Genomic DNA, 19,814 nt, shown 5'->3' on the forward strand with positions numbered 1-19,814 from the left:
TTATTATATTTTATGGAATAAAAAATCGTTAGAAAAATGATTAAGATAGCCTTCGTTTACTTTTATTACCCTTATGTGTTGAATTGTCCTCCTTATGGCATTTTGAGCCTAGCCGCATACATGAAAGAAAAATTCCAGGACAAAATAGAAATCAAATTGTTTGATGTGCTTCCAGGGGCAGATATCAGGCAAGCCATAGAAGCATTTTCTCCGGATCTGATAGGCATATCCAGTTTCACTTTTTCTATCTCAAGGGCTTACGAATTAGCAGATTATTTTATGACTAAGCGGGGAATTAAAGTGATATTAGGCGGCCTGCATGCAAGCCTGTATCCTCAGGAGAGCTTAAGGCACGCAGATTACGTGGTTAGAGGAGAAGGGGAGCGTGGTTTAGTAGAATTATTCTCCGGCATTATGAAAGACAATAGTTATCACCCTAGGATTATAAACTCGGAACCTATTGCAGATTTGGATACTTTACCTTCTTTACCGTGGGGTTTGGTTGACAAAATATTTTATACTACTACTAGCGACCATGCATTAAAGAATTTGGGTATAAAAAAAGGCTGTAAGCACGTAGAATTAATGACTTCGCGATGGTGCAATTACAAGTGTGCTTACTGTTATAATAGCGGTTTTGAACACGGGGCAAGGTATTTTTCCGCCGAGAGAGTGATAGCTGATATCAGATACCTTTTGGAAGAATGGCAGGTAGATTATATTGGTTTTGTTGATGATGATTTTCTCTCCAGCCAACCCAGGTTATCCAGCATCTGCGGCTTAATAAAGAAGCACAAGCTTAAATTCCAATGGTTTTGCCACGCGCATGTCAATTCGGTCAATCCCGATACATTGAGAATGATTAAGGACTCCGGTTGTGATTTTGTTGCTTATGGATTTGAGAGCGGTTCTCCTAAAATACTGAATTTCTTGAAAGGCAAAAGTGTAAGCGTAGTGAAAAATGCCAAGGCAGCAAAGATGACAAATAAGGCAGGTTTAAGAGTATTTGGTTATATCATGATGGGAACGCCTACTGAAACAATAATTGATTTGTTTAGAACAATACTATTTGTTCTCTTTAACCATATAGATATAGTAGCTACCAATAAAACCACAGCTTATCCGGGAAGTGAATTATGGAAATATTGCATAGATAACCGGATATTTAATTGGGAAAATGATAAATTTGAGAAACCATTTCAGTATATTTATCTTAACAGAAAATATATCCCGGCCGTTTTCTTTGAATTCATATGGTTTATCTATATAAAAGCACTACTACCGGTTAAGCAGCTATGCCAAAAGGCCGATTCCAACATAAGGATACTTGTTTTAAATAGCCGGGATTTTTTTAGAAAAGCATGTAGATTATTTCTTGGTATTTGATATAATTGTAACATGTATATTTTTTCAAAAGACAACAGCGTTTATTTATTCAGGATATTCCTTTTTTGTTTAGCCGGGTTGATTTTAATATCCGGTTGCTATTCGGCATCCACCTTGAAGAAAAACATACCTAAGGGTAAGGGCTTGATTATTTCTCCTGCCGAAGGCAATATAACTAAGATAATCAGGAATATAAAAATAAATAAATCTTCCCACATAGAGCTGCATCACCTGGATAAGAATTGTTCTTTTGACGAGTTAGCCCCATATGCCAAAGACGGATCAAGCCTTGTAATAATCTCAATGAAGCTTTACCATAAACATATTACACTCAGCCCTATAGCTGGGAAAGTTAGCAGGATATTTTATGTCCCGGGCGGATTCAGGAACGTGTTCTCGAAGGGTTCGTATGAAGAAAACGAGCACAATAGTATTATTATAGACGGCGATGTGGATTTAGCGGTGATCCAGATCGCCGGACTCATGGCAAGAAAAATAGTCTGTGGTGTCTTAGAGGGGCAGGAAATAAGCGCCGGCGATAAGCTTGGTCATATTAAGCTTGGGTCTGCGGTTGCGCTTTTTCTTCCTCCGGAATGCAAGATAGTTGTAAAGGAGGGCCAGAAAGTAGATGCTGCCAAAGATATTATTGCCCAATACCCCGTTATTGTTAATGATAATAAATAATTTGCGGATCAGGATTTAATGAGAAAGAAAGCCGCATTTTTTCTTATTTTAGCGGTAATATTCCTATCGCGTTTTATCCTGGTAATAGCCGGCCAGGATTTAATGGGCGATGACGGCTTTCAGTATTTAACACGCGCAGAAAATTATTTAAAATACGGGATTCTTTCTCCTGACCGCGCAGATTCTTTCCGTAACCAATTCATAGACTCTCCGTTATACCCAATACTGCTTTCATGTTTCTTAAGAGTACTTAACAGCAAAATTGCAGCTGTCAGGTCTATATGCATGCTTAATTCCGTTTTTTTTATATTAGCAGCTTGCGCCGTATTCTTCCTGGCATATCGGCTTAGTAAAAAATACCTGGTAGCGCTGTTTTCTCTGGCAGTATTTGGCATGATGCCGGAAGGATTTGTATATTCAATCCTTAATATGCCTGATAGTATGTTTCTGGCATTTTTTATATGGTCGAATTATTTTTTTGTCAGTTATTTTGGTTGTAACAGATGGAGGCGTTTAGCTTTAGCTTCATTCTTGCTTGGTATGAGCGTATTAATCAAGCCTATATCGCTTTTATTTATTTTAGTTTATGTTGTGTTGATAATTTCTTTTGATAAGAATGATTTCAGGCGCAGGGTAAAAATTGCAGTTTTATGCATTCTTGTGCAGATGTTTACCTTGTCACCCTGGTTAATAAGGAATTATCATGTATATAAAGAGATTTTCTTCAGCACGAAAAAAGACATCCATCTCTATTATTATGATTACCGTTTTATACTGGAAGATATCTATGGCAAGGAAGCAGCCGGCAGTATGATAGAACAAAAAGCTAGGGAGATCTTCTCAAATATCGATGTAAATTCCAGGGATTCTGTTAAAGCTATACATGTTTTGGGTGGCTTTGCCAAAAAGGAGATATTCAGTAATTTCAGTTCCTACGCAACTCTCCTTATTAAAAGGCATCCGCGCCTTTATTTTGGCACAGGCACCGTTCAATTGCTGACTTTAACCGGAGACGCAAGCGGCGCTCAGGCTTTGTATGAGTTTGGAAGGCAGCCGGCGCTAAGCATGCTTCGAAGACTTCCGGTGTATGTTATGACTTTGCAGCTTTTTTCATGGATACTGCTCTTTTTAATTTATTTGTTATCGATTGCAGGATTAATGCGCATTATAGTTAAAAGAAAATGGGAAACACTTGTCCTTTTATCATTAAGCTTTTTATATTTTGTCATACTTGTCGGTCCGGCAACTCACACACGGTATAGGTTTGATTTCTCTTATTTGTTCGCTATATTATGCGGGTTTGTATTATATGAAATAAAATCTTCTTCCGAAAATATATGAACCTAATTTTAGTAAACCCATATTCACATTCGATATCCGGAGTAAACAAGGCGACTATTGAGCCTCCGGTTGGCCTGGCTTATATCGCGGCGTTATTGGAATCAAGAGGATACAATTGCCAGATTATTGATGCGCAGATTATGGGTTTATCTTCGCATGAGCTTTTACGCGAAATAAGAATACAGCCTGATTTAATCGGGATATCATCAAGCATAGTTACTTATCCTGCCGCACTCGATACAGCCAAAGTATTAAAAGAGGCATTTAAAGGCACTCCAGTTATTTTCGGAGGCCCGCACCCTTCGTCGATACCTGAGAAAGCCCTGCAGAATGATTGTGTGGATGCTGTTGCTGTCGGAGAGGCTGAAGCCACTATGCTGGAAATCGCCCGGCGATTTAAGGACGGGGAGCATTTATTCTCCGGAATAGAAGGGGTAATATATAAAAATAATGGTGAAGTTGTTACAAACAGCCCTAGGAAACTTATCGAAGATTTAGATGCATTGCCTTTTCCGGCGTACCATCTTTTACCCGGATTTAAATTGTATAAAAGCAGGGCAAGAAAATCCCCGGTTGCTCCGCTATTGACTAACAGGGGATGCCCTTACCAGTGTACTTTTTGTAATAAGGATATATTTCAGAGGCGTATCCGTTCAAGGAGCCCGGAAAACGTTATCAAAGAGATTGACTGGTTGGTAAATAAATTCTCAGTAAAGCAGATAGATATTTTGGATGACAACTTTAATTTTGATTTGAACCATGCAAAGCAGATTCTAGACTTGATCATTGATAGGGATTATAGCTTGGCTATAAATATGCAAAATGGAATACGGGCAGATAATGTTGATCCCCAGCTTCTTGATAAAATGAAAAAAGCCGGGGTTTTTAAGATAGGCTTCGGCATTGAAACCGCAGACCCGCAGGTACAAAGAAAAATAAAGAAGGTACTTGACTTGGATAAGATAATAGGCATAACCAGGCAGGCGCAGGAAAAGGGTATTATTGTTTATGCAAATTTTATCATCGGCCTGGTCGGGGATAGCCAGGAATCAATGCAGAGGACTATTGATTATGCCGTGAGGCTCTCTCCTGATATCGCAAATTTTATGATAGCTTTGCCTTTACCCGGGACCGAGCTTTATAAAGAGATAGAAGAGAAAGGGAAGTTCCTGGTCAATGTAGATGGCGGTGTTGAAAAGGGATTCTATGGCAATCAGGTATTTTATGAAATAGGTTCATTAAACAAAGATATGGTGTTAAAATATTACCGTAAGGCATACCGGGATTTTTATATAAGGCCTGGACGTTGGGCCCGGTTAATAAGAAGCATACGTTCGGTTAATGAATTGATATGGTTTAAAGACGCGATATTTGATCTTATAAAGAATATGCTAATCAGAAACAGGTGATTTGCTATGAAAACAGTAAGCGTATTGATACCGGCAAAGAATGAATCAGAGACAATAGCCCCGCTTATCGGACAGATAAAAAATACATTCGCAGGGATAGATAAATATAACCTTGAGATTGTGGTTATCGCCGATCACTGCAACGACCAAACCGGTCGGATTGCGTTAGAAAACGGCGCCGTTGTATATCAGAATATCTATAAGCCGGGCAAAGGTAACTCCTTAAGGTTCGGTTTTGGGGTTTGTAAGGGTGATATTATAGTTATGCTTGATGCCGATGGTTCGCATCAGCCGCAGGATATCCCGCACTTTATCGAGGCCATAGAAAAAGGTTCCGGGCTTGCAATAGGCTCAAGGGCAAAGGGCGGAAGCGATGAATACGAGATTATTAGGCTATTCGGGAATGCTGTTTTTACATTCCTTGTTGACATATTATTCTCTCTGGATCTTACAGATTCATTGAATGGTTATAAAGCGTTCAGGCAGGACATAATAAATAGCCATAAGTTTAATTCCAGATGGTTTGATATTGAAATAGAGTTAATTTTTGCTGCGTTAATAAAAGGTTACAGGATAACAGAGGTATCAAGCCATGAGCTGGCTCGGCAGGGCGGCAGGATGAAATCAAGCACCTTTCTTGACGGCTTAAGGTTTTTATTTGCAATATTCAAATGGGGGTTTAAATACAGGGTTATTAAAATATTAAGCATTCGCAAAAAGGATAGTGACAGATGACCGCAAGCATAAACTATAACGAATTTTGGGTAAGCCTTTTTGATACAATGGATGATATTATTTTTATTGTTGATAAGGAATGTAATATAAAAAAGGCAAATAGCGCCTTTTTGCTGGCTATGAACAGTGAGGAAAAGAACTTTATTGATAAGAAATGCTATGATGTTCTTGGCAGTTGCTGTTGCGGTGTTAACTCTTGCCCGCATAAGGAGACCGTAAATGCGGCTAAGCTTACGACATCCGAATATTATGATGACAGGCTTAATAAGTGGTTTCACTTACGCAGCGCTCCGTTATTTGACAAGAATAATGCTGTATGCGGCTCTATATGCGTGCTGATCGATATTACTGAGCATAAGGCTAAAGACGAGGAATTAGAGGAATTAAGCCAGGCTGTCGAGTTAAGCCCGACTTGTGTTATGATTACTGATGCCGATGCCAATATTGAGTATGTTAATAAAAAATTCCTTCAGTTAACAGGATACGCCCTTGAGGAGGTTATTGGCAAAAACCCGCGAATATTAAATTCAGGAGAGCAAGATAAGGAATTCTACAAAAAGCTATGGGATACCATACTCTCCGGTGAAGAATGGAGAGGCCAGTTCCATAACCGGAAAAAAAACGGGCAATTATACTGGGAGTCTGCCTTAATTTCATCAGTCAAGAATAAAGACGGTAAGATTATTCATTTCATAGCCGTAAAAGAAGATATTACCGAACGTAAAAAGATGGAGGAAAGCCTGCTTGCTGCAAATGAAAGGTTAAAGGAGTTAGACAAGTTGAAGTCAGAATTTGTCGCTACTGTCTCTCATGAGTTAAGGACGCCTTTGTCAATTATGAAGGAGGGGGTTTCATTAGTTATAGATAAGGTTACAGGGCCTTTGAACGGGCGGCAGGAAAAAACCCTGGAAACAGTTTTTTCTAATATAGACCGGTTGACTCAGCTCATCAATGATTTATTGGATATATCAAGGATAGAGTCCGGTAAACTTCGCCTAAAGAAGAGTTTTATAAATGTTTCTGCACTTTTAGATGATACATGTTCTAAAATGAGGATACAGAGTGACTCTAAGCACCAGCAGCTACTTTGCTATATCCCGGATAAACCTGAATATCTGTTTGTTGACCAGGATAAATTTATACAGATCCTTACGAACATAATCTCAAATGCTGTCAAATATACCCCTGAAAACGGGATTATAACAGTAAGCTTGCAGGGTAAGGATGAATCCGTTGAGTTTAGAGTGATTGATAACGGTTCGGGTATATCCCGTGAGGACCTGCCGAAGTTATTCGGAAAATTCGCGCAATTCGGGCGCAGCCCCGGTGCCGGGCCTAAAGGCACAGGTTTAGGCCTTGCAATAACCAAAGAGCTTGTTAATATGCATAAGGGCAGTATTTGGGTGGAGAGTGATTTGGGTAAAGGGAGTAAATTCGTCATTTCTTTGCCAAGAATTGAATGTATCGATATTTTTAAGGAGTCTGCAGGCAAGCTTATTGATGATGCCTTAAAAGAAGACAAGCCGATTACTTTTATCTTATTGCAAATAGACAATTCTAACGAAATTATCAGTAAATATGGTTTCGCAGAATTTAACCTGGTATTGAGGAATATCGAAAGCGAAATAAATAAAGCCTTAAGAGGCAAGGAAGATGTTGTGCAGGTTGGTAAGAATGAAATTATTATTTCGTTATTCGGCGTTGGTAAAGATACTTCCGGGATTGTTTATGGCAGGATTGAAAACATTATAAGAGAGTATATTTTAAAATCAGGCTTACAATCAGCAAAGGAGCTTAAGACAAAAGCCGTCTTTATAAGCTATCCCGAGGAAACTAAGAACATAGAGGAGCTGTTAGCAAAGGTAAGTTGTTCTTCAGTTAAGAATGAATAGTCTTGATGGTTAGTTCATAGTTCATGGTTCATAGTTTATGGATTATCTATAACCATCAATCATGAACTAATAAATGTTATTCGAAATCCTCAAACACTATATCTTTTGCGATTCCCCTTGATTTTTCTCTGCCTTTAAGCGTGCTGACGATTTCTAAGGCAAAAGGTATGGATGTCGCGGCCGCCTGGCTGGTTATAATATTGGCATCGGCTACAACTTTATCTTTTGAATGGATAGTATCTGCGTGAAATAATTCTTCCATGCCCGGATAACATGTTGCTTTCTTGTTTTTAAGAAGCCCAAGTGGGGCAAGGACTATTGCCGGAGACGCGCATATAGCAGCTATAAGCTTGTTTTCTTTACTAGCTTTTAATAATATTTTTCCGACCGTTTTTGATGCAGCCAGATTCTTTGCTCCCCTTGACCCGCCGGGTAGTATATAAGCATCAAAACTCTCTTGCAGCCTGTTTATGCGCTCTTCGGCAAGCAGAAACATGCCCCTTGAACTCCTCACCTTAAGGCCGTCAATAGAGCTTATGATGACATCAATATCAGCCCTTCTTAATATATCAATACATGATACCGCTTCAATCTCTTCAAATCCGTCAGCCAATAAGACCAGAGCCTTTTTTTTCATAATCCCTCCTTGATTAACTTTGGATATTTATTATACTATCAATACCATAATAATCTTGCAAATAGAATTTTCATGAAGTAAAATAAGCTTGCCTATGACTTGCCTTTAAGCTAAAGGCAAGTGATTATAAATTAAAAAAAGGAGGAGGAAGATGCATAAGAGAGTTAATTTCTTGGTCTTAGTTCTTGCAGCAGCATTATTATCCGCGGGTTGTGAAACTGCAGGACAGAATACAACAGGTGGGGCTGTAGGCGGAGGATTACTTGGGGCTGCAGTCGGAGGTATAGTCGGGCATCAAAGCGGCCATGGCCTGGAGGGCGCGGCAATAGGGGCGGCTACAGGAGCTGTTGCCGGAGGATTAATCGGCAACCAGATGGATAAGAAAGCTATGGCAGTCAACCCAAACCATATCCCAATAACAAAGATCGCAGAAATGGCATCCCAGGGCTTGCCCGATGCCGTAATAATAGACGAGATACAGAGGACAAAGTCTAAGTATAACCTTAATTCTGAGCTTATAACCTATTTAAAGCAGAATAAAGTAAGCGATAGGGTTATTGATTATATGTTGTCTACAGGGAAATAAATTCATCATTTTATAGCCCTCTCTGCCTGTTTAACAGGCAGAGAGGGGCGTTTTTGTTAAAGTACCTATGCTACGAAAATTGATATTCTTAATAGGCCTTTGCTTCATTTTAAGCGGCTGCTGCAGCATCTTAAATAACAGGGTATGCTTATTAAAGAGATTTTCAGCTAACAGGTCAGGGATCGAGAGCCTGTTGAACAGGCAGGAAGACGGTTTTTACCGCCTTCGTGACGATATAAAGAATAACAAATTAAAAACAGGGTTAAGTAAAAATAAAATAATCTCAGAATATTATTCCCCGGTTTTTTCGTATTTAAGGGATAAAGACAAAAATATCACTAAAGTACTGGTATACAGGCATCCTACTGAATACTTTTCCTCGGAGTTAATATATCTTTTCTTTGACAGGCGCAACAGGCTTACCGCATGGCAGCTATTCGAACCGCCAGACTTAAGCGTATTATAAACCCTTTAATTAAAATTATGAGCGATTTTGTTTCTGGATGGTCTTTATAAAAGCAAGCAGCCTGTTCTTTATTTCCGGGTTCATTCCGACGAATTCAATGCCGGTTTTGAACCTGTTTTTATGCTCATCCGAATTTTTTATCCATCTTACCTTGCCGTTTAGCTTGAGGCGTTGCTTATTTATTAACTCGAAGTTCATGCTGATCGAAGAATCAGTATCAAGCCTGCTTTGTGTTTCAATGCACATTCCTCCCCTGGAGATGTCTATTGCCTGTGTTAGCTCGGGCTTTTTTTCTGATAGTATTTCTATTTCGGCTTTATAATTTATTCTTTTAGCTCTTCTTAACTCCGAGCCTATAAGGATCTTTTTTATCATTATATTAGCGGCGACCTTTTCCTGTGAATGAGGTTGATTTTCTGCGGGATAGGAAATCACCCCTATATTTATGAATACATTTTCAACCTTATTCCTGGAGAAATAATCTTTTATCCTGGATTTTAATGATTCGCAAAGCTGGTTTACTTGTTTCTCGTTTTTTGTGGTATAAACCAGCCCAAAAGTGCCTTCCCGGTAGTCTTTAAGTATTACCTCTGCAGCGGCATGCGCGCCGGCTGATTTTTTTATTACATCCAACAGCAGTATATCCAGGTCCCTGAATAATCTCTTTGGTTCGGTTTTTACCCTGTTTTTGAATTTCCTGAAATTTATAATGTTAAGATTCACAAGATAAGCCTTCTCTCCGCTTTGGATAACGGCATTTATCTTTTCTTTAACCTTAGGGCTGATTTCGGCAGTAGTATATATGCCCGATAAAGTAAAGAAGAACTTGCTTCCTATTCCGGGTCTTGATTCACACCATATTTCTCCGCCGTGCCTTTCTACCAGCTCTTTGGTAATGGAGAGGCCCAGGCCCAATCCTTTTATTTGCTGGGCTATATTTTTTGATACCTGAACAAATTTATTAAATAATTTGGGAATATCGTCTTTTGAAATGCCTATGCCGTCATCAATTACGCCTATCCTTATTTTATCCTCAAGTATCTTTACCTCGATTTTAATGTGGCCGTTTTCTTGGGTAAACTTGATGGCATTAGATAAAAGATTCGAAATGCATTGGTATATCCTTTCCGGATCAATAAAAATGTTTATCTGCTTTTTAGGCAGGTCAAAGGAAACCCGGATTTGTTTTTGGGCAGCCAAATTCAAAAAGTCCTGATAAGATTGCAGGAGGAGATCGTTAAAGTTCACAAGAGAGAAATTGACCCTAAGTGTCCCTTTTTCTATCCTGGAGATATCAAGGAGGTCTTCGATTATTTTTCTGAGCCTCTCCGTATTATTCCTGGCTTTATATAACAGTTCCTTTTGCTTTTCATTAAGCGGCCCGGTTATTTCATCATGAAGCAGGAGTATTATTTCTTTGATTATTGACAAAGGGGTTCTTAATTCATGGGAAACAATTGAAACAAAATCGGATTTCAGTTTGTTTAAATCTTTTTCAATCTCCAATTTTTTTTCAAGCATGCCTTTTTCGTTCTTGAGATAATCCAGCTGCATGCGGTGGGTGATATCCCTGGTTATGCCCATAAGGCCGATTATTTTGCCTTCTTTATCGAACCTCGGTATTTTTGTTGTGCTGACATAATTATCTATGCCGTCAGGCCGGGTTGCCCTTTCGATTTTATCGATTATGGGATTCCCGGTCCGGATAACGAATTTATCGTCTTCAGCCATTTTTTTTGCGCGGTCTTTGGGAAAAATGTCAAAATCAGTTTTTCCAATGACCTGCTTGGGTTTTAAGCCTAAGCCTTTGGCGTGTGCTTCATTTACGAGTAGCAATTTGCCTTTTTTATCCTTAAAGTATATTACATCGGGGATGTGGTTTATGAGGTCGGAGAGTAATTCGTATTTATTTTGTATATTGTTTCGGGAGCCCGGGTCGCTAATAAGGGGGTTAATGATTCTTTTTCTTGTCATTTTTTTACTATTTTTGCCGGTATTGATCCTATACTAATCATACTACCCAAAGGCGCGTAAGTCAACAATTGTTAGTTGTTATTTCGTATATTCATTTCTAAATAAACCCTGTATTTTCAATGTGTTATTGTAAAAAAAGGCGATTATGTTATAATCATAAACAGGCAAAATTATTGTTGATTAATATGTTTTGTATGTTATTTTATGTATTATAGGCAAAGGAGGGCAAAATGCCTAAGAAAAAGATTTTAGTCGTTGACGATGAGGCCCATTTCTTAGAATTGATTAAGATGAGGCTGGAGGCAAATGGTTACGAAGTTGTAACTGCTAATTCCGGTAGAGAGGCAATTAATATCCTTAATGAAAAAAAACCTGATGCGGTCCTGTTGGATATAATTATGCCGGATATTGACGGGATCAAGGTTTTAGAAGAAATCAGGAAGAAATATAAGAAGTTGCCGGTATTTATGATTACCGGTTTTTCGGGAGATGAGCGTTTTAAACTTGCTAACACCTTTGAGGCATCCGGTTTTATAGTAAAGACCAAAGATTTGAATGAAGAGATAAAGAATATTACCGGGGTTCTCAATATGGCGGATAGATATAAGAAAAGCTGATAACTAAAATATGAGGGGATAGGTCATGGAGCAGAAAAAAATTCTTATTGTTGACGATGAGCCGGAATTAGTAGAAGTGCTCAGGCTGAGGCTGGAGGCAAATGGATATACCGTAATGGAGGCATCTAACGGCCAGGAGGGTTTTGATATGGCCAGGGGCCTGAAACCGGATTTGATTATCCTGGACTTAATGCTCCCTAAAATAGACGGGTATAAAATTTGCCGTATGCTTAAATTCGACGAAAAATATAAACATATCCCTATTATTCTGTTTACCGCCCGTGCCCAAGACCAGGATTTAAAAACCGGCATGGAGGTGGGAGCTGATGCCTATATTACCAAGCCGTTTGAACCACAAGTATTATTATCTAAAATAAAAGAGTTAATCAAGTAGGCCTTGAATATGGAAACCGTGGATTTACTTTTAAAACAAGGGCTCATAACACAGGAGCAGATTAATAAGGCAAAGGATGAGTCTGCCAGGACCGGGCTTCGTTTAGAAAAAGCGCTGGAGAAATTGGGATTTATCAGTGAAGAGGATGTTGCCAAGGTCAAGGCGGACCACCTGGGTGTCCCGTATATGGACCTGGCTGACTATATCGTTGATGCGCAGGTAGCAAAAATCATACCTGAAGAGGTCCTCAAAAAACACAGAGCAGTGCCGATCTTTAAAATAGCTGATTGTATTACTGTAGCTATGGTCAATCCTAATGATATCAGGGTCCTGGATGAGATGAGGAAGATAAGCGGCATAGATAATGTTGAACCTGTCCTGGTTTCAGATAGCGGCATACAACGGGTCCTTGATTCGCTGCATGGATCGGCAAAAAGCGTAGAAGAGTTTGTCAAGATTATAGAAAAGGACGAGAAAAATACAGAAGGCGATGTAAAAAGCGCCGATAGCGAATCCCCTGTAATAAAACTGGTTAATACTTTGATTTCCGAAGGTATAAGAGACAGGGCTTCTGATATACATATCGAGCCAGAGCAGGATGTGCTTCGGGTCAGGTATAGAATAGACGGCATATTGCATGAAACGCATACCCTTCCGACAAAGTTAAATAATGCGATTGTTTCCCGTATCAAAATAATGTCTAACCTGGATATCGCCGAAAGCAGGAAGCCCCAGGATGGCAAGGTGCGTTTAAAACTTGAAAATAAAAGCATAGACATACGTGTATCTACATTTCCTACTGTCTACGGCGAGAACGTTGTTTTAAGGCTCCTGGATAAAGCATCCATACTGCTTAGCCTTAAAGACCTTGGATTTTCAAATGATAATTTTGCTATGTTTGATAAGATTATCCGCAGGCCAAACGGGATAATCCTTGTTACCGGCCCAACGGGAAGCGGTAAGACCACTACTCTTTATGCCGCATTAACGAATATAAGTTCTATGGAAAAAAATATAATAACTATTGAGGACCCGGTTGAGTATGAAATCCCATTAATAAGGCAGACGCAGGTAAATCCTAAGGCCGGCATAACCTTTGCAAACGGCTTACGTTCAATATTGAGGCAGGACCCTGATGTGGTTATGGTCGGAGAGATACGGGACAAAGAAACAGCCGAGATCGCCATACAGGCATCTCTTACTGGGCATCTGGTGTTTTCTACACTGCATACAAATGATGCCCCTTCGGCTTTAACCAGGCTTATAGATATGGGCATAGAGCCTTTTCTGATCTCCAGCTCAATTATAGGCGTACTTGCCCAGAGGCTGGTAAGAAAGATATGCGACAAATGTAAAGAAAAATACACGCCCTCCGATAAATTGCCTGAAGGCTTGGGTTTTGAGGGGAGTGTTGAATTATACAGAGGAGAAGGATGCCCTGCCTGCAGGAATACCGGCTTTATCGGCAGGATCGGTATTTTTGAATTATTGATTATAGATGAAAATATACGCAGGATGGTCGAAGAAAAGAGCCCGGCCGATAAGATAAAGAAAAGAGCGATTGAATCAGGGTTAAAGACCTTGCTGTTTGATGGTGTTGACAAAGCCAGGTCGGGCCTGACTACAATCGATGAAGTGTTAAGGGTAACCGAAACACAATAATATGCAGTCCTATAGATATAAAGCAAGGGATAATTTCGGCAAGCTTGTAGATAATATTATGACTGCTGATTCTGAGCTGGCAGTAGCTAAAAAGCTTAATCAGCTGGGATATATTCCTATCTCTATCCACCCAATCCATGAAAATAATGAGTTTTTTGCCAGGCTTTTCGGAAGATTTGGTAATGTTTCAATAGGGGACATTGCCATGTTTACCAGGCAGTTTTCTGCTTTGCAGAAAGCCGGTATCCCTATCAGGGTAAGCCTCAATGCATTAAGGGAGCAAGCTACAAACAAGACCCTTAAGAGGACCATTGATTCTGTCATTAAAGATATAGAGGCCGGTATGCTTCTATCCGGTGCTATGGCTAAACATCCCAAGGTTTTTAGCGAGTTGTATATTAATATGATCACTGCAGGTGAGGCCAGCGGTTTATTGGATGAGGCGCTTGACAGGCTCGCTGTTCTTTCAGAGCATGACGAGTCAATAAGGCTTAAAATTAAGGCAGCAACACGATACCCCGTAATTGTTGTTATAGCGATAGTCCTTGGTTTCCTGGTGCTTACTACGATGGTCGTACCCAGATTTGCAAAAATATACAGTCAGTTTACGGTACAACTTCCATTTCCAACGCGGGTATTAATAGGCATTAATTATGCTGTTACCAAATTCTGGTGGCTGATTATTTTGCTAGGAGGTATTTTTGCCTATTTGTTCAAGAGGGTAATAAAAACCGATTCAGGGAGGATCTGGTGGGATACGATCAAACTTAAAGTCCCTATTTTTGGCCCTTTAGTTTTGAAGCTGACCATGTCCAGGTTTGCGCGTATAAGCGGTACATTGTTGAAAGCAGGCGTGCCGATTTTGAATGTTTTGGATCTTTCAACCAAGGCCACGGGAAATGTTGTGGTCTCCAGAGTGATTGAAAATATAAGGGTTAATGTCAGTGAGGGCAAAGGGATGACTGAACCGATGAAAATCAGCGGCATGTTCCCGCCGGTAGTAATACAAATGGTTTCAGTAGGCGAGAGCACGGGTAAATTGGATGAGTTATTAATGCATGTTTCCAATTATTATGACTCGCAGGTCGATTACACAATAAGCAATCTGACCACGCTCATTGAACCGATATTAATATTTGTCCTGGGGTGCATTGTTTTGTTTATGGCGCTTGGTATATTTCTACCGGTATGGAACTTGATGAATGTGTTTAAGAGATAAAGGCAGGATAGTTCATGGAGCGTAGTTCACAGATTACAGATATAGCTACATGGAGACACAAAGACACCAGGTCACCTGCCTACCGGCAGGCAGGCAAAGTCACAGTTTTTCTTGTGTCTCATAGCTGTGAACTGTGAACCGTGCACTGTGCGCTAATATAATCTCCTTGCAAATAATATCGCTATGATATATAATCGCTCTAAAGTTGGTTTTACGTTCTTTGAAGCAGTCATATCCTTGACAATAATAGCAGTATTTATCTCGGTTTTTTTTATTTTCTATCACCAGGCATCCATATTAGCAAAAGAAAAGGTACTGCAGGTGGAATTAAAAGGCCTTAGGATGTCGCTTTCTTTATATAAAGCAACGCAGGGGCATTATCCGCAAGACTTGAGGGAATTGATATCGGCAAATTATAAGATGGCAACACTTGCCGACGTTTTATTTAAAAGCGAATATTTATCTACAATATCAACGGATAAAGAAGGGTTCCCTGTGGATGTCTTTGGAAATAGATACCATTATGATCCTTATCGGGGCGATGTTGCTTCGGCTACGAGGGATTATCAAAACTGGTAAGTCTTGAAAAATCGAAAGGAGGAGTAGCATGATCAACAGAAAAGGTTTCACGCTTATTGAGCTTGTCATGATCATCGTCATACTCGGTATACTTGCAGCAGTCGCAATACCCAATTTTTATAACCTTCAGAGCGATGCAAAGACTTCAGCCGAAAAGGGTGTTGTCGGCGGAGTAAGGGCAGGCATTGCCACTTATTATGCAAACCAATGCGCAAGCGGTACATGCGCATACCCGGCTGCGCTTGATGCAGCAACAACCGGTGCTTGCACTGCATCAAATGCCTGTTTTGATAATGTCCTTTCTCAAGGTGGTATAACCTCTGACTGGACAAAGGCATCAGCTACTACTTATACCGGTCCTGCAGGCACTACTTATACTTATACTGCCGCCACAGGGTCTTTCCAATAATCTTATTTAATGAGGCGGCTGGTAATCCGTTGTTCATAGCGTATTACCGGCTGCCTCAAGTTACTCACTTCCTTAGAGGAGATGCATATCAATAAAAAAGGCATCACCCTAATTGCCTCAGTTTTCCTGATAGTATTAGCTTCCATACTGATTTTAAGCCTTTCATTCTTTATTGTCCAAAGGCTCTCCCAGGGCCAGACAGAGATCATTAAAACAAAAACAATTTATTCGGCTAATGCAGGGATAAACAGCTCTGCATATTGGTTCAGGTTCCATGATTTAACCGCAAACGGGTATTTTACCTTAGGGCAGACAAATACCGGTTCCCAGGATTATTTTGTCTTAGGCGGAGATGCCGCAGATCTATTGATGCTTAATACCATCAATTCATTCCTTGCTTCTTCTAACAGGAATTTAGAAGGGCTTACTATGCAAAATGCCACTAATTCAAGCAGTATTACGATCGACCGGATGATTGTTACCTGGAATAATAATAGGAGGCTGCGAGTGATAGGAATAAACGGCAGCAATGTTTGGACCGGGAATTCAGCCTCTCCTGCTGATTGTAACATATCAAACTTTACTCTTAATACCACCCCAACAATATATAGTATAAATTATCTGCAATTTAACAACAGTATGACCGGAGCTACTATATCTATTCAGTTCGTCATGACTGACGGTTCAAGCAAGACTTTGACAGCATATCCGGCTTCCAATAATTATAATTTCACGGTTAAATCTACAGGGAAGACTACAGGTTCAAGTTTTTACAGGACGGTACAGGCAGAATATAACGCACTCACATCTAAATTTATTGATTATGATGAAATATATACACAGATTACACCATAATAATGGTTTTACCTTGATTGAACTTATAATGACAATAGTAATTATTGGGGTTATCGCTATTCCTTTGTCCCTTACCATATTTGCCCAGGTTGAAAGTGCATTTTATAGCCAGGATTTAACAATAGCTCTGAACTTGGGGAGGCTTGAGATGGAGGGTGTTTATGCGAGTCCATATACTAACATAGTAAGTGCAACTTTTGGCAATTACCAGGGGTATGGTTATGATGTGGCCAGGGTCGTTACTTATGCGCAGGGGGACGGTTCATCAGCAGAGAGCCTTAAAAAAATAGAGGTAACCGTATCAAGAGCCGGATCGACTGATGTCTTGGTGTCATTTTCAACATATATTGCCAAGAATGTAAGCTATGGATTATGATAAATTAGGCATTAGACAGGGTAAAGATATGACGGGTAATCATAAGGCAGCTTTTACAATAATTGAGTTTATAATGGTAATGGTGATTATCGGCGTATTGGTCTCAACCGGCGTTTTTATCATGTTGAACCTGACACAGAATTCTGTCTTTTTACCTAATAAGCTTAATGTAGAAATGGCAGGCCAGGATATTATGGATGATATTATTGATGGTTACCAGAGCCAGGGTTATTCCAGGGTAAAAGGTTTGAGGTTTTCAAGGCAAATCGTATCGGCCAATCCTGATGCGGTTAATTTTATTAATTCCGATGGCCAGAATGTTCAGTTCAGCTGGGATAACACAAATAAAATTATCAGCCGTTCTGTTGACGGCGGGCCTGTTCAGAAAATCCCATATTATTTTCCCAACAGTATGTCTATCGTTAAATCCGGGTCAAGCGATATCTTTATCTTTTATGATGCCAATTCAGCGGTGACAAGCACTGCCTCCGATGTGCGCAGCATAAAGATAACTTTCAGGGTACAAAGCGGTAGCGGAAACTTCCAGGATTGGCAGCATCAGGTTGATTTTCTTTCAGGCGTTGCGGTGAAAAAATTCCAGTAAAATGTATTGATAATATAGTAAAAGGCAGATAGAATATTAATAATTTTCCAAAAGGAGAAGTAAAATGTTTTTCTTAATTTTTGCCGGGGTAGTTTCACTGGTTTTCGGGATACTATTCTTGTTTTTCCCTGTAGCATTGCGTAACCTTAATGATAAAGCAAACTTAATTATGACAAGGTCTTTGGCATCTCTTGATGAAAATATAATGAAAATGCGGCTGGGTGTCGGCATTTCTTTAATATTAGCTTCAATATTATCATTTTTTGTAATCCTTTATATTATAAAAAGAAGTGGTTAAAAATAATCTACATTTTCCCGGTATGCCTGCAGATATTAAAGGCAAAATTTTGCGCTTATCCGCAAAAATCGATGCTTTTAGATCGGCTCTAGCCGATAAAAGTATCAGGAGGGTCATTGCTGCTGAGTTAGGCAAAAGGAGCCTTAAAATCTGCTACTTGGAACTGGCCGGCCAAAAAGTAAAAATCCTGAATTATAAAACCGAAGAAATTTTTCCCGGCGCCGATTACATAAGCAGCCTTAAAGCGCTTGTATTCAGTTTCTTAAGCCAATATGCGATTGAGGGCAGGGATGTTTATGTCAGCATATCGGATATCGGGATGTTTTCGTTTAAGCATATAATTATACCCGCAGTCCCCAAAAATGAAATCAGAGATGCGGTCCTATGGCAATTAAAAAGCGATCCGGACTTCAACGATGCCGCTATTTTTGATTGGCAGCTTATAAAGGAAGGCGTAGATAAAGATGGCGTAAAAAAGATTGAAATAATGGGAGTGTTTACAAAGTCCGAGACTATCAACAGTTATCTTGAGCCATTCAGTGAGCATGGGTTAATACCGGTATATCTTTCCTGCACCCCGTTTGTTTATCAGGATATCCTTGGCGCTATCCCGAAGAAGCAGGATGCATTCATGGTATTGAATGTCGGCGAAAAGGAATCATGGGTTGGGATTTACAATAACAATAAATTGAATTTCATCAGAGAGCTTGCCTTTTCGACTGAAAAGATTATACAGTCTTTGACCGGCGTTTTGGCTTTTGACCAAGGTAAAGTTGAGATCACTCCTGGCAAGGCGGCATCGCTAAAAGATAAATACGGCATCCCTATGGATGAAGGTATTGTTTTAGATGGCGGCATAAAAGCCATTCATATTATATCTCTTATGCGTCCTGTATTGGAGGGGTTGGTTAAAGAACTAAACAGGTCGGTTGAGTACTATAGGAGCAGCTTAAATAATGAACTCAAGCCTCCATCGTTATTTATAATGGGGGATTCTTCGGATTTGAATAATTTAGACTTGTTCTTGCGCAAAGAACTTAATATTGATGTCACTAAGCTGGAAAGCATCCCGCTTCTGGAATCGCCTGAGCCCGGTCAAAAACAGGCAGCTGGATTTAATATTAGACTATTCCCGGGATTGATAGGCACTGTTTTGAATAAAGGAACTAATATAAATCTTTTGCCATCGGCTTTCCGCACTAAAAAGCTGGAATTGCTTGAAAAGTCTGTTTTAAGGATAACCGGTGTTATATTATCGGTAGTTTTTATAACAGCTGTTCTTTTCTTCAATTTCCAGATAAAGAGCTATAGAAAGAGGATCGATGTAAGCAGGGCGCATCTAAATGCGGTTGCTCAAACCCAGATGCTGAAGCAGAGGATCGACGCAAGGCAGTCAGCTATGGATAAGATCAGGCAATACAGGGTCCCTGTATACGGGATATGTAAATTAATAAGTTCTGTTGTGCCAGACACGATAATTTTAACCGAAGTCAGCCTTGATCAGTCTAAGAATATCCTGGTTATCAAAGGCAATACCCCTGTAGCCGCTAATATGGCTGAACCGGTGATACTTAACTTCGTCGAAGCAATGGAAAAATCTTCTTTTATAAGCGAGGCAAGTTTGGCGGCCTCAGAGAATAAAGACGGCATACAGGAATTTGAAATAAGGTGCATCCTTAATAACAAATAAC

Annotated in this window: 21 protein-coding genes; 19 read left to right on the forward strand and 2 right to left on the reverse strand. The window is 39.7% G+C overall.

Going from position 1 to position 19,814, the window contains the following annotated elements:
• Positions 1–36 precede the first annotated feature (36 nt).
• The 6 genes from C4533_06165 to C4533_06190 are packed head-to-tail and all read left to right on the forward strand — an operon-like array spanning position 37 to position 7,447.
• Positions 37–1,386, forward strand: a complete 1,350-nt coding sequence (locus C4533_06165) for a radical SAM protein (protein ID RJP28051.1) — start codon at positions 37–39, stop codon at positions 1,384–1,386.
• Between the two features lie 12 nt (positions 1,387–1,398).
• The gene (locus tag C4533_06170; protein ID RJP28052.1) at positions 1,399–2,070 is read left to right on the forward strand and encodes a hypothetical protein; all 672 of its coding nucleotides are present in this window, start codon (positions 1,399–1,401) and stop codon (positions 2,068–2,070) included.
• 18 nt (positions 2,071–2,088) lie between these two features.
• Complete coding sequence (locus C4533_06175; GenBank protein RJP28053.1) at positions 2,089–3,411, forward strand: phospholipid carrier-dependent glycosyltransferase; 1,323 nt, start codon at positions 2,089–2,091, stop codon at positions 3,409–3,411.
• Complete coding sequence (locus C4533_06180; GenBank protein ID RJP28054.1) at positions 3,408–4,820, forward strand: radical SAM protein; 1,413 nt, start codon at positions 3,408–3,410, stop codon at positions 4,818–4,820. Before C4533_06175 ends, C4533_06180 begins: the two co-directional genes overlap by 4 nt.
• Before the next feature lie 6 nt (positions 4,821–4,826).
• Positions 4,827–5,555, forward strand: a complete 729-nt coding sequence (locus tag C4533_06185; protein RJP28055.1) for a glycosyltransferase family 2 protein — start codon at positions 4,827–4,829, stop codon at positions 5,553–5,555.
• Complete coding sequence (locus C4533_06190) at positions 5,552–7,447, forward strand: PAS domain S-box protein (protein ID RJP28056.1); 1,896 nt, start codon at positions 5,552–5,554, stop codon at positions 7,445–7,447. The genes C4533_06185 and C4533_06190 overlap by 4 nt, the downstream gene beginning before the upstream one ends.
• 76 nt (positions 7,448–7,523) lie before the next feature.
• On the opposite strand, the gene C4533_06195 is transcribed toward C4533_06190, so the two are convergent.
• The gene (locus tag C4533_06195) at positions 7,524–8,084 is read right to left on the reverse strand and encodes a DJ-1 family protein (GenBank protein RJP28057.1); all 561 of its coding nucleotides are present in this window, start codon (positions 8,082–8,084) and stop codon (positions 7,524–7,526) included.
• Positions 8,085–8,235: 151 nt separating this feature from the next.
• Between C4533_06195 and C4533_06200 the strand changes: the two genes are divergently transcribed.
• Positions 8,236–8,670: a hypothetical protein gene (locus C4533_06200; protein RJP28058.1), complete on the forward strand. Its 435-nt coding sequence runs from the start codon at positions 8,236–8,238 to the stop codon at positions 8,668–8,670.
• A gap of 67 nt (positions 8,671–8,737) precedes the next feature.
• Positions 8,738–9,136, forward strand: a complete 399-nt coding sequence (locus C4533_06205; protein ID RJP28059.1) for a hypothetical protein — start codon at positions 8,738–8,740, stop codon at positions 9,134–9,136.
• Positions 9,137–9,151: 15 nt separating this feature from the next.
• On the opposite strand, the gene C4533_06210 is transcribed toward C4533_06205, so the two are convergent.
• Entirely contained in the window at positions 9,152–11,110 is a 1,959-nt protein-coding gene (locus C4533_06210) for a PAS domain S-box protein (protein RJP28060.1), read from the reverse strand.
• Between the two features lie 230 nt (positions 11,111–11,340).
• Between C4533_06210 and C4533_06215 the strand changes: the two genes are divergently transcribed.
• From C4533_06215 to C4533_06265, 11 genes are all read left to right on the forward strand, one after another.
• Positions 11,341–11,727 (forward strand): response regulator, encoded by a 387-nt coding sequence (locus C4533_06215; protein RJP28061.1) that lies wholly within the window; start codon positions 11,341–11,343, stop codon positions 11,725–11,727.
• 25 nt (positions 11,728–11,752) lie between these two features.
• The gene (locus C4533_06220; GenBank protein RJP28062.1) at positions 11,753–12,121 is read left to right on the forward strand and encodes a response regulator; all 369 of its coding nucleotides are present in this window, start codon (positions 11,753–11,755) and stop codon (positions 12,119–12,121) included.
• 9 nt (positions 12,122–12,130) lie between these two features.
• Positions 12,131–13,783, forward strand: coding sequence for a type II/IV secretion system protein (locus tag C4533_06225; GenBank protein RJP28063.1), 1,653 nt, complete (start codon positions 12,131–12,133; stop codon positions 13,781–13,783).
• A gap of 1 nt (position 13,784) precedes the next feature.
• Positions 13,785–15,002, forward strand: coding sequence for a type II secretion system F family protein (locus tag C4533_06230; GenBank protein ID RJP28064.1), 1,218 nt, complete (start codon positions 13,785–13,787; stop codon positions 15,000–15,002).
• A gap of 183 nt (positions 15,003–15,185) precedes the next feature.
• Complete coding sequence (locus tag C4533_06235; GenBank protein ID RJP28065.1) at positions 15,186–15,581, forward strand: hypothetical protein; 396 nt, start codon at positions 15,186–15,188, stop codon at positions 15,579–15,581.
• 28 nt (positions 15,582–15,609) lie between these two features.
• The gene (locus C4533_06240) at positions 15,610–15,990 is read left to right on the forward strand and encodes a type II secretion system protein (GenBank protein RJP28066.1); all 381 of its coding nucleotides are present in this window, start codon (positions 15,610–15,612) and stop codon (positions 15,988–15,990) included.
• Between the two features lie 81 nt (positions 15,991–16,071).
• Positions 16,072–16,845 carry a hypothetical protein gene (locus tag C4533_06245; GenBank protein ID RJP28067.1) on the forward strand — a complete coding sequence of 258 codons (774 nt, stop codon included), beginning with the start codon at positions 16,072–16,074 and terminating at the stop codon, positions 16,843–16,845.
• Positions 16,814–17,221 (forward strand): prepilin-type N-terminal cleavage/methylation domain-containing protein, encoded by a 408-nt coding sequence (locus tag C4533_06250; protein RJP28068.1) that lies wholly within the window; start codon positions 16,814–16,816, stop codon positions 17,219–17,221. Before C4533_06245 ends, C4533_06250 begins: the two co-directional genes overlap by 32 nt.
• The gene (locus C4533_06255; GenBank protein RJP28069.1) at positions 17,211–17,825 is read left to right on the forward strand and encodes a type II secretion system protein; all 615 of its coding nucleotides are present in this window, start codon (positions 17,211–17,213) and stop codon (positions 17,823–17,825) included. The genes C4533_06250 and C4533_06255 overlap by 11 nt, the downstream gene beginning before the upstream one ends.
• A gap of 64 nt (positions 17,826–17,889) precedes the next feature.
• Entirely contained in the window at positions 17,890–18,123 is a 234-nt protein-coding gene (locus C4533_06260) for a hypothetical protein (GenBank protein RJP28070.1), read from the forward strand.
• 22 nt (positions 18,124–18,145) lie between these two features.
• On the forward strand, positions 18,146–19,813 hold the full coding sequence (locus tag C4533_06265) for a hypothetical protein (protein RJP28071.1): 1,668 nt from the start codon (positions 18,146–18,148) through the stop codon (positions 19,811–19,813).
• Position 19,814 lies beyond the last annotated feature (1 nt).

The sequence above is a fragment of the Candidatus Omnitrophota bacterium genome (genome assembly GCA_003598025.1).
Classification (GTDB): domain Bacteria; phylum Omnitrophota; class Gorgyraeia; order Gygaellales; family Profunditerraquicolaceae; genus Profunditerraquicola.

What these genes read in the sequence shown, in the direction of transcription:
- C4533_06215 (RJP28061.1), top strand. Translation starts at nt 11,341, where the DNA reads ATGCCTAAGAAAAAGATTTTAGTCGTTGACGATGAGGCCCATTTCTTA.
- C4533_06200 (RJP28058.1), top strand. Translation starts at nt 8,236, where the DNA reads ATGCATAAGAGAGTTAATTTCTTGGTCTTAGTTCTTGCAGCAGCATTA.
- C4533_06210 (RJP28060.1), bottom strand. Translation starts at nt 11,110, where the DNA reads ATGACAAGAAAAAGAATCATTAACCCCCTTATTAGCGACCCGGGCTCC.
- C4533_06205 (RJP28059.1), top strand. Translation starts at nt 8,738, where the DNA reads ATGCTACGAAAATTGATATTCTTAATAGGCCTTTGCTTCATTTTAAGC.
- C4533_06245 (RJP28067.1), top strand. Translation starts at nt 16,072, where the DNA reads ATGCATATCAATAAAAAAGGCATCACCCTAATTGCCTCAGTTTTCCTG.
- C4533_06185 (RJP28055.1), top strand. Translation starts at nt 4,827, where the DNA reads ATGAAAACAGTAAGCGTATTGATACCGGCAAAGAATGAATCAGAGACA.
- C4533_06180 (RJP28054.1), top strand. Translation starts at nt 3,408, where the DNA reads ATGAACCTAATTTTAGTAAACCCATATTCACATTCGATATCCGGAGTA.
- C4533_06175 (RJP28053.1), top strand. Translation starts at nt 2,089, where the DNA reads ATGAGAAAGAAAGCCGCATTTTTTCTTATTTTAGCGGTAATATTCCTA.
- C4533_06220 (RJP28062.1), top strand. Translation starts at nt 11,753, where the DNA reads ATGGAGCAGAAAAAAATTCTTATTGTTGACGATGAGCCGGAATTAGTA.
- C4533_06255 (RJP28069.1), top strand. Translation starts at nt 17,211, where the DNA reads ATGGATTATGATAAATTAGGCATTAGACAGGGTAAAGATATGACGGGT.
- C4533_06165 (RJP28051.1), top strand. Translation starts at nt 37, where the DNA reads ATGATTAAGATAGCCTTCGTTTACTTTTATTACCCTTATGTGTTGAAT.
- C4533_06195 (RJP28057.1), bottom strand. Translation starts at nt 8,084, where the DNA reads ATGAAAAAAAAGGCTCTGGTCTTATTGGCTGACGGATTTGAAGAGATT.
- C4533_06190 (RJP28056.1), top strand. Translation starts at nt 5,552, where the DNA reads ATGACCGCAAGCATAAACTATAACGAATTTTGGGTAAGCCTTTTTGAT.
- C4533_06240 (RJP28066.1), top strand. Translation starts at nt 15,610, where the DNA reads ATGATCAACAGAAAAGGTTTCACGCTTATTGAGCTTGTCATGATCATC.
- C4533_06250 (RJP28068.1), top strand. Translation starts at nt 16,814, where the DNA reads ATGATGAAATATATACACAGATTACACCATAATAATGGTTTTACCTTG.
- C4533_06265 (RJP28071.1), top strand. Translation starts at nt 18,146, where the DNA reads ATGCCTGCAGATATTAAAGGCAAAATTTTGCGCTTATCCGCAAAAATC.
- C4533_06260 (RJP28070.1), top strand. Translation starts at nt 17,890, where the DNA reads ATGTTTTTCTTAATTTTTGCCGGGGTAGTTTCACTGGTTTTCGGGATA.
- C4533_06170 (RJP28052.1), top strand. Translation starts at nt 1,399, where the DNA reads ATGTATATTTTTTCAAAAGACAACAGCGTTTATTTATTCAGGATATTC.
- C4533_06235 (RJP28065.1), top strand. Translation starts at nt 15,186, where the DNA reads ATGATATATAATCGCTCTAAAGTTGGTTTTACGTTCTTTGAAGCAGTC.
- C4533_06230 (RJP28064.1), top strand. Translation starts at nt 13,785, where the DNA reads ATGCAGTCCTATAGATATAAAGCAAGGGATAATTTCGGCAAGCTTGTA.
- C4533_06225 (RJP28063.1), top strand. Translation starts at nt 12,131, where the DNA reads ATGGAAACCGTGGATTTACTTTTAAAACAAGGGCTCATAACACAGGAG.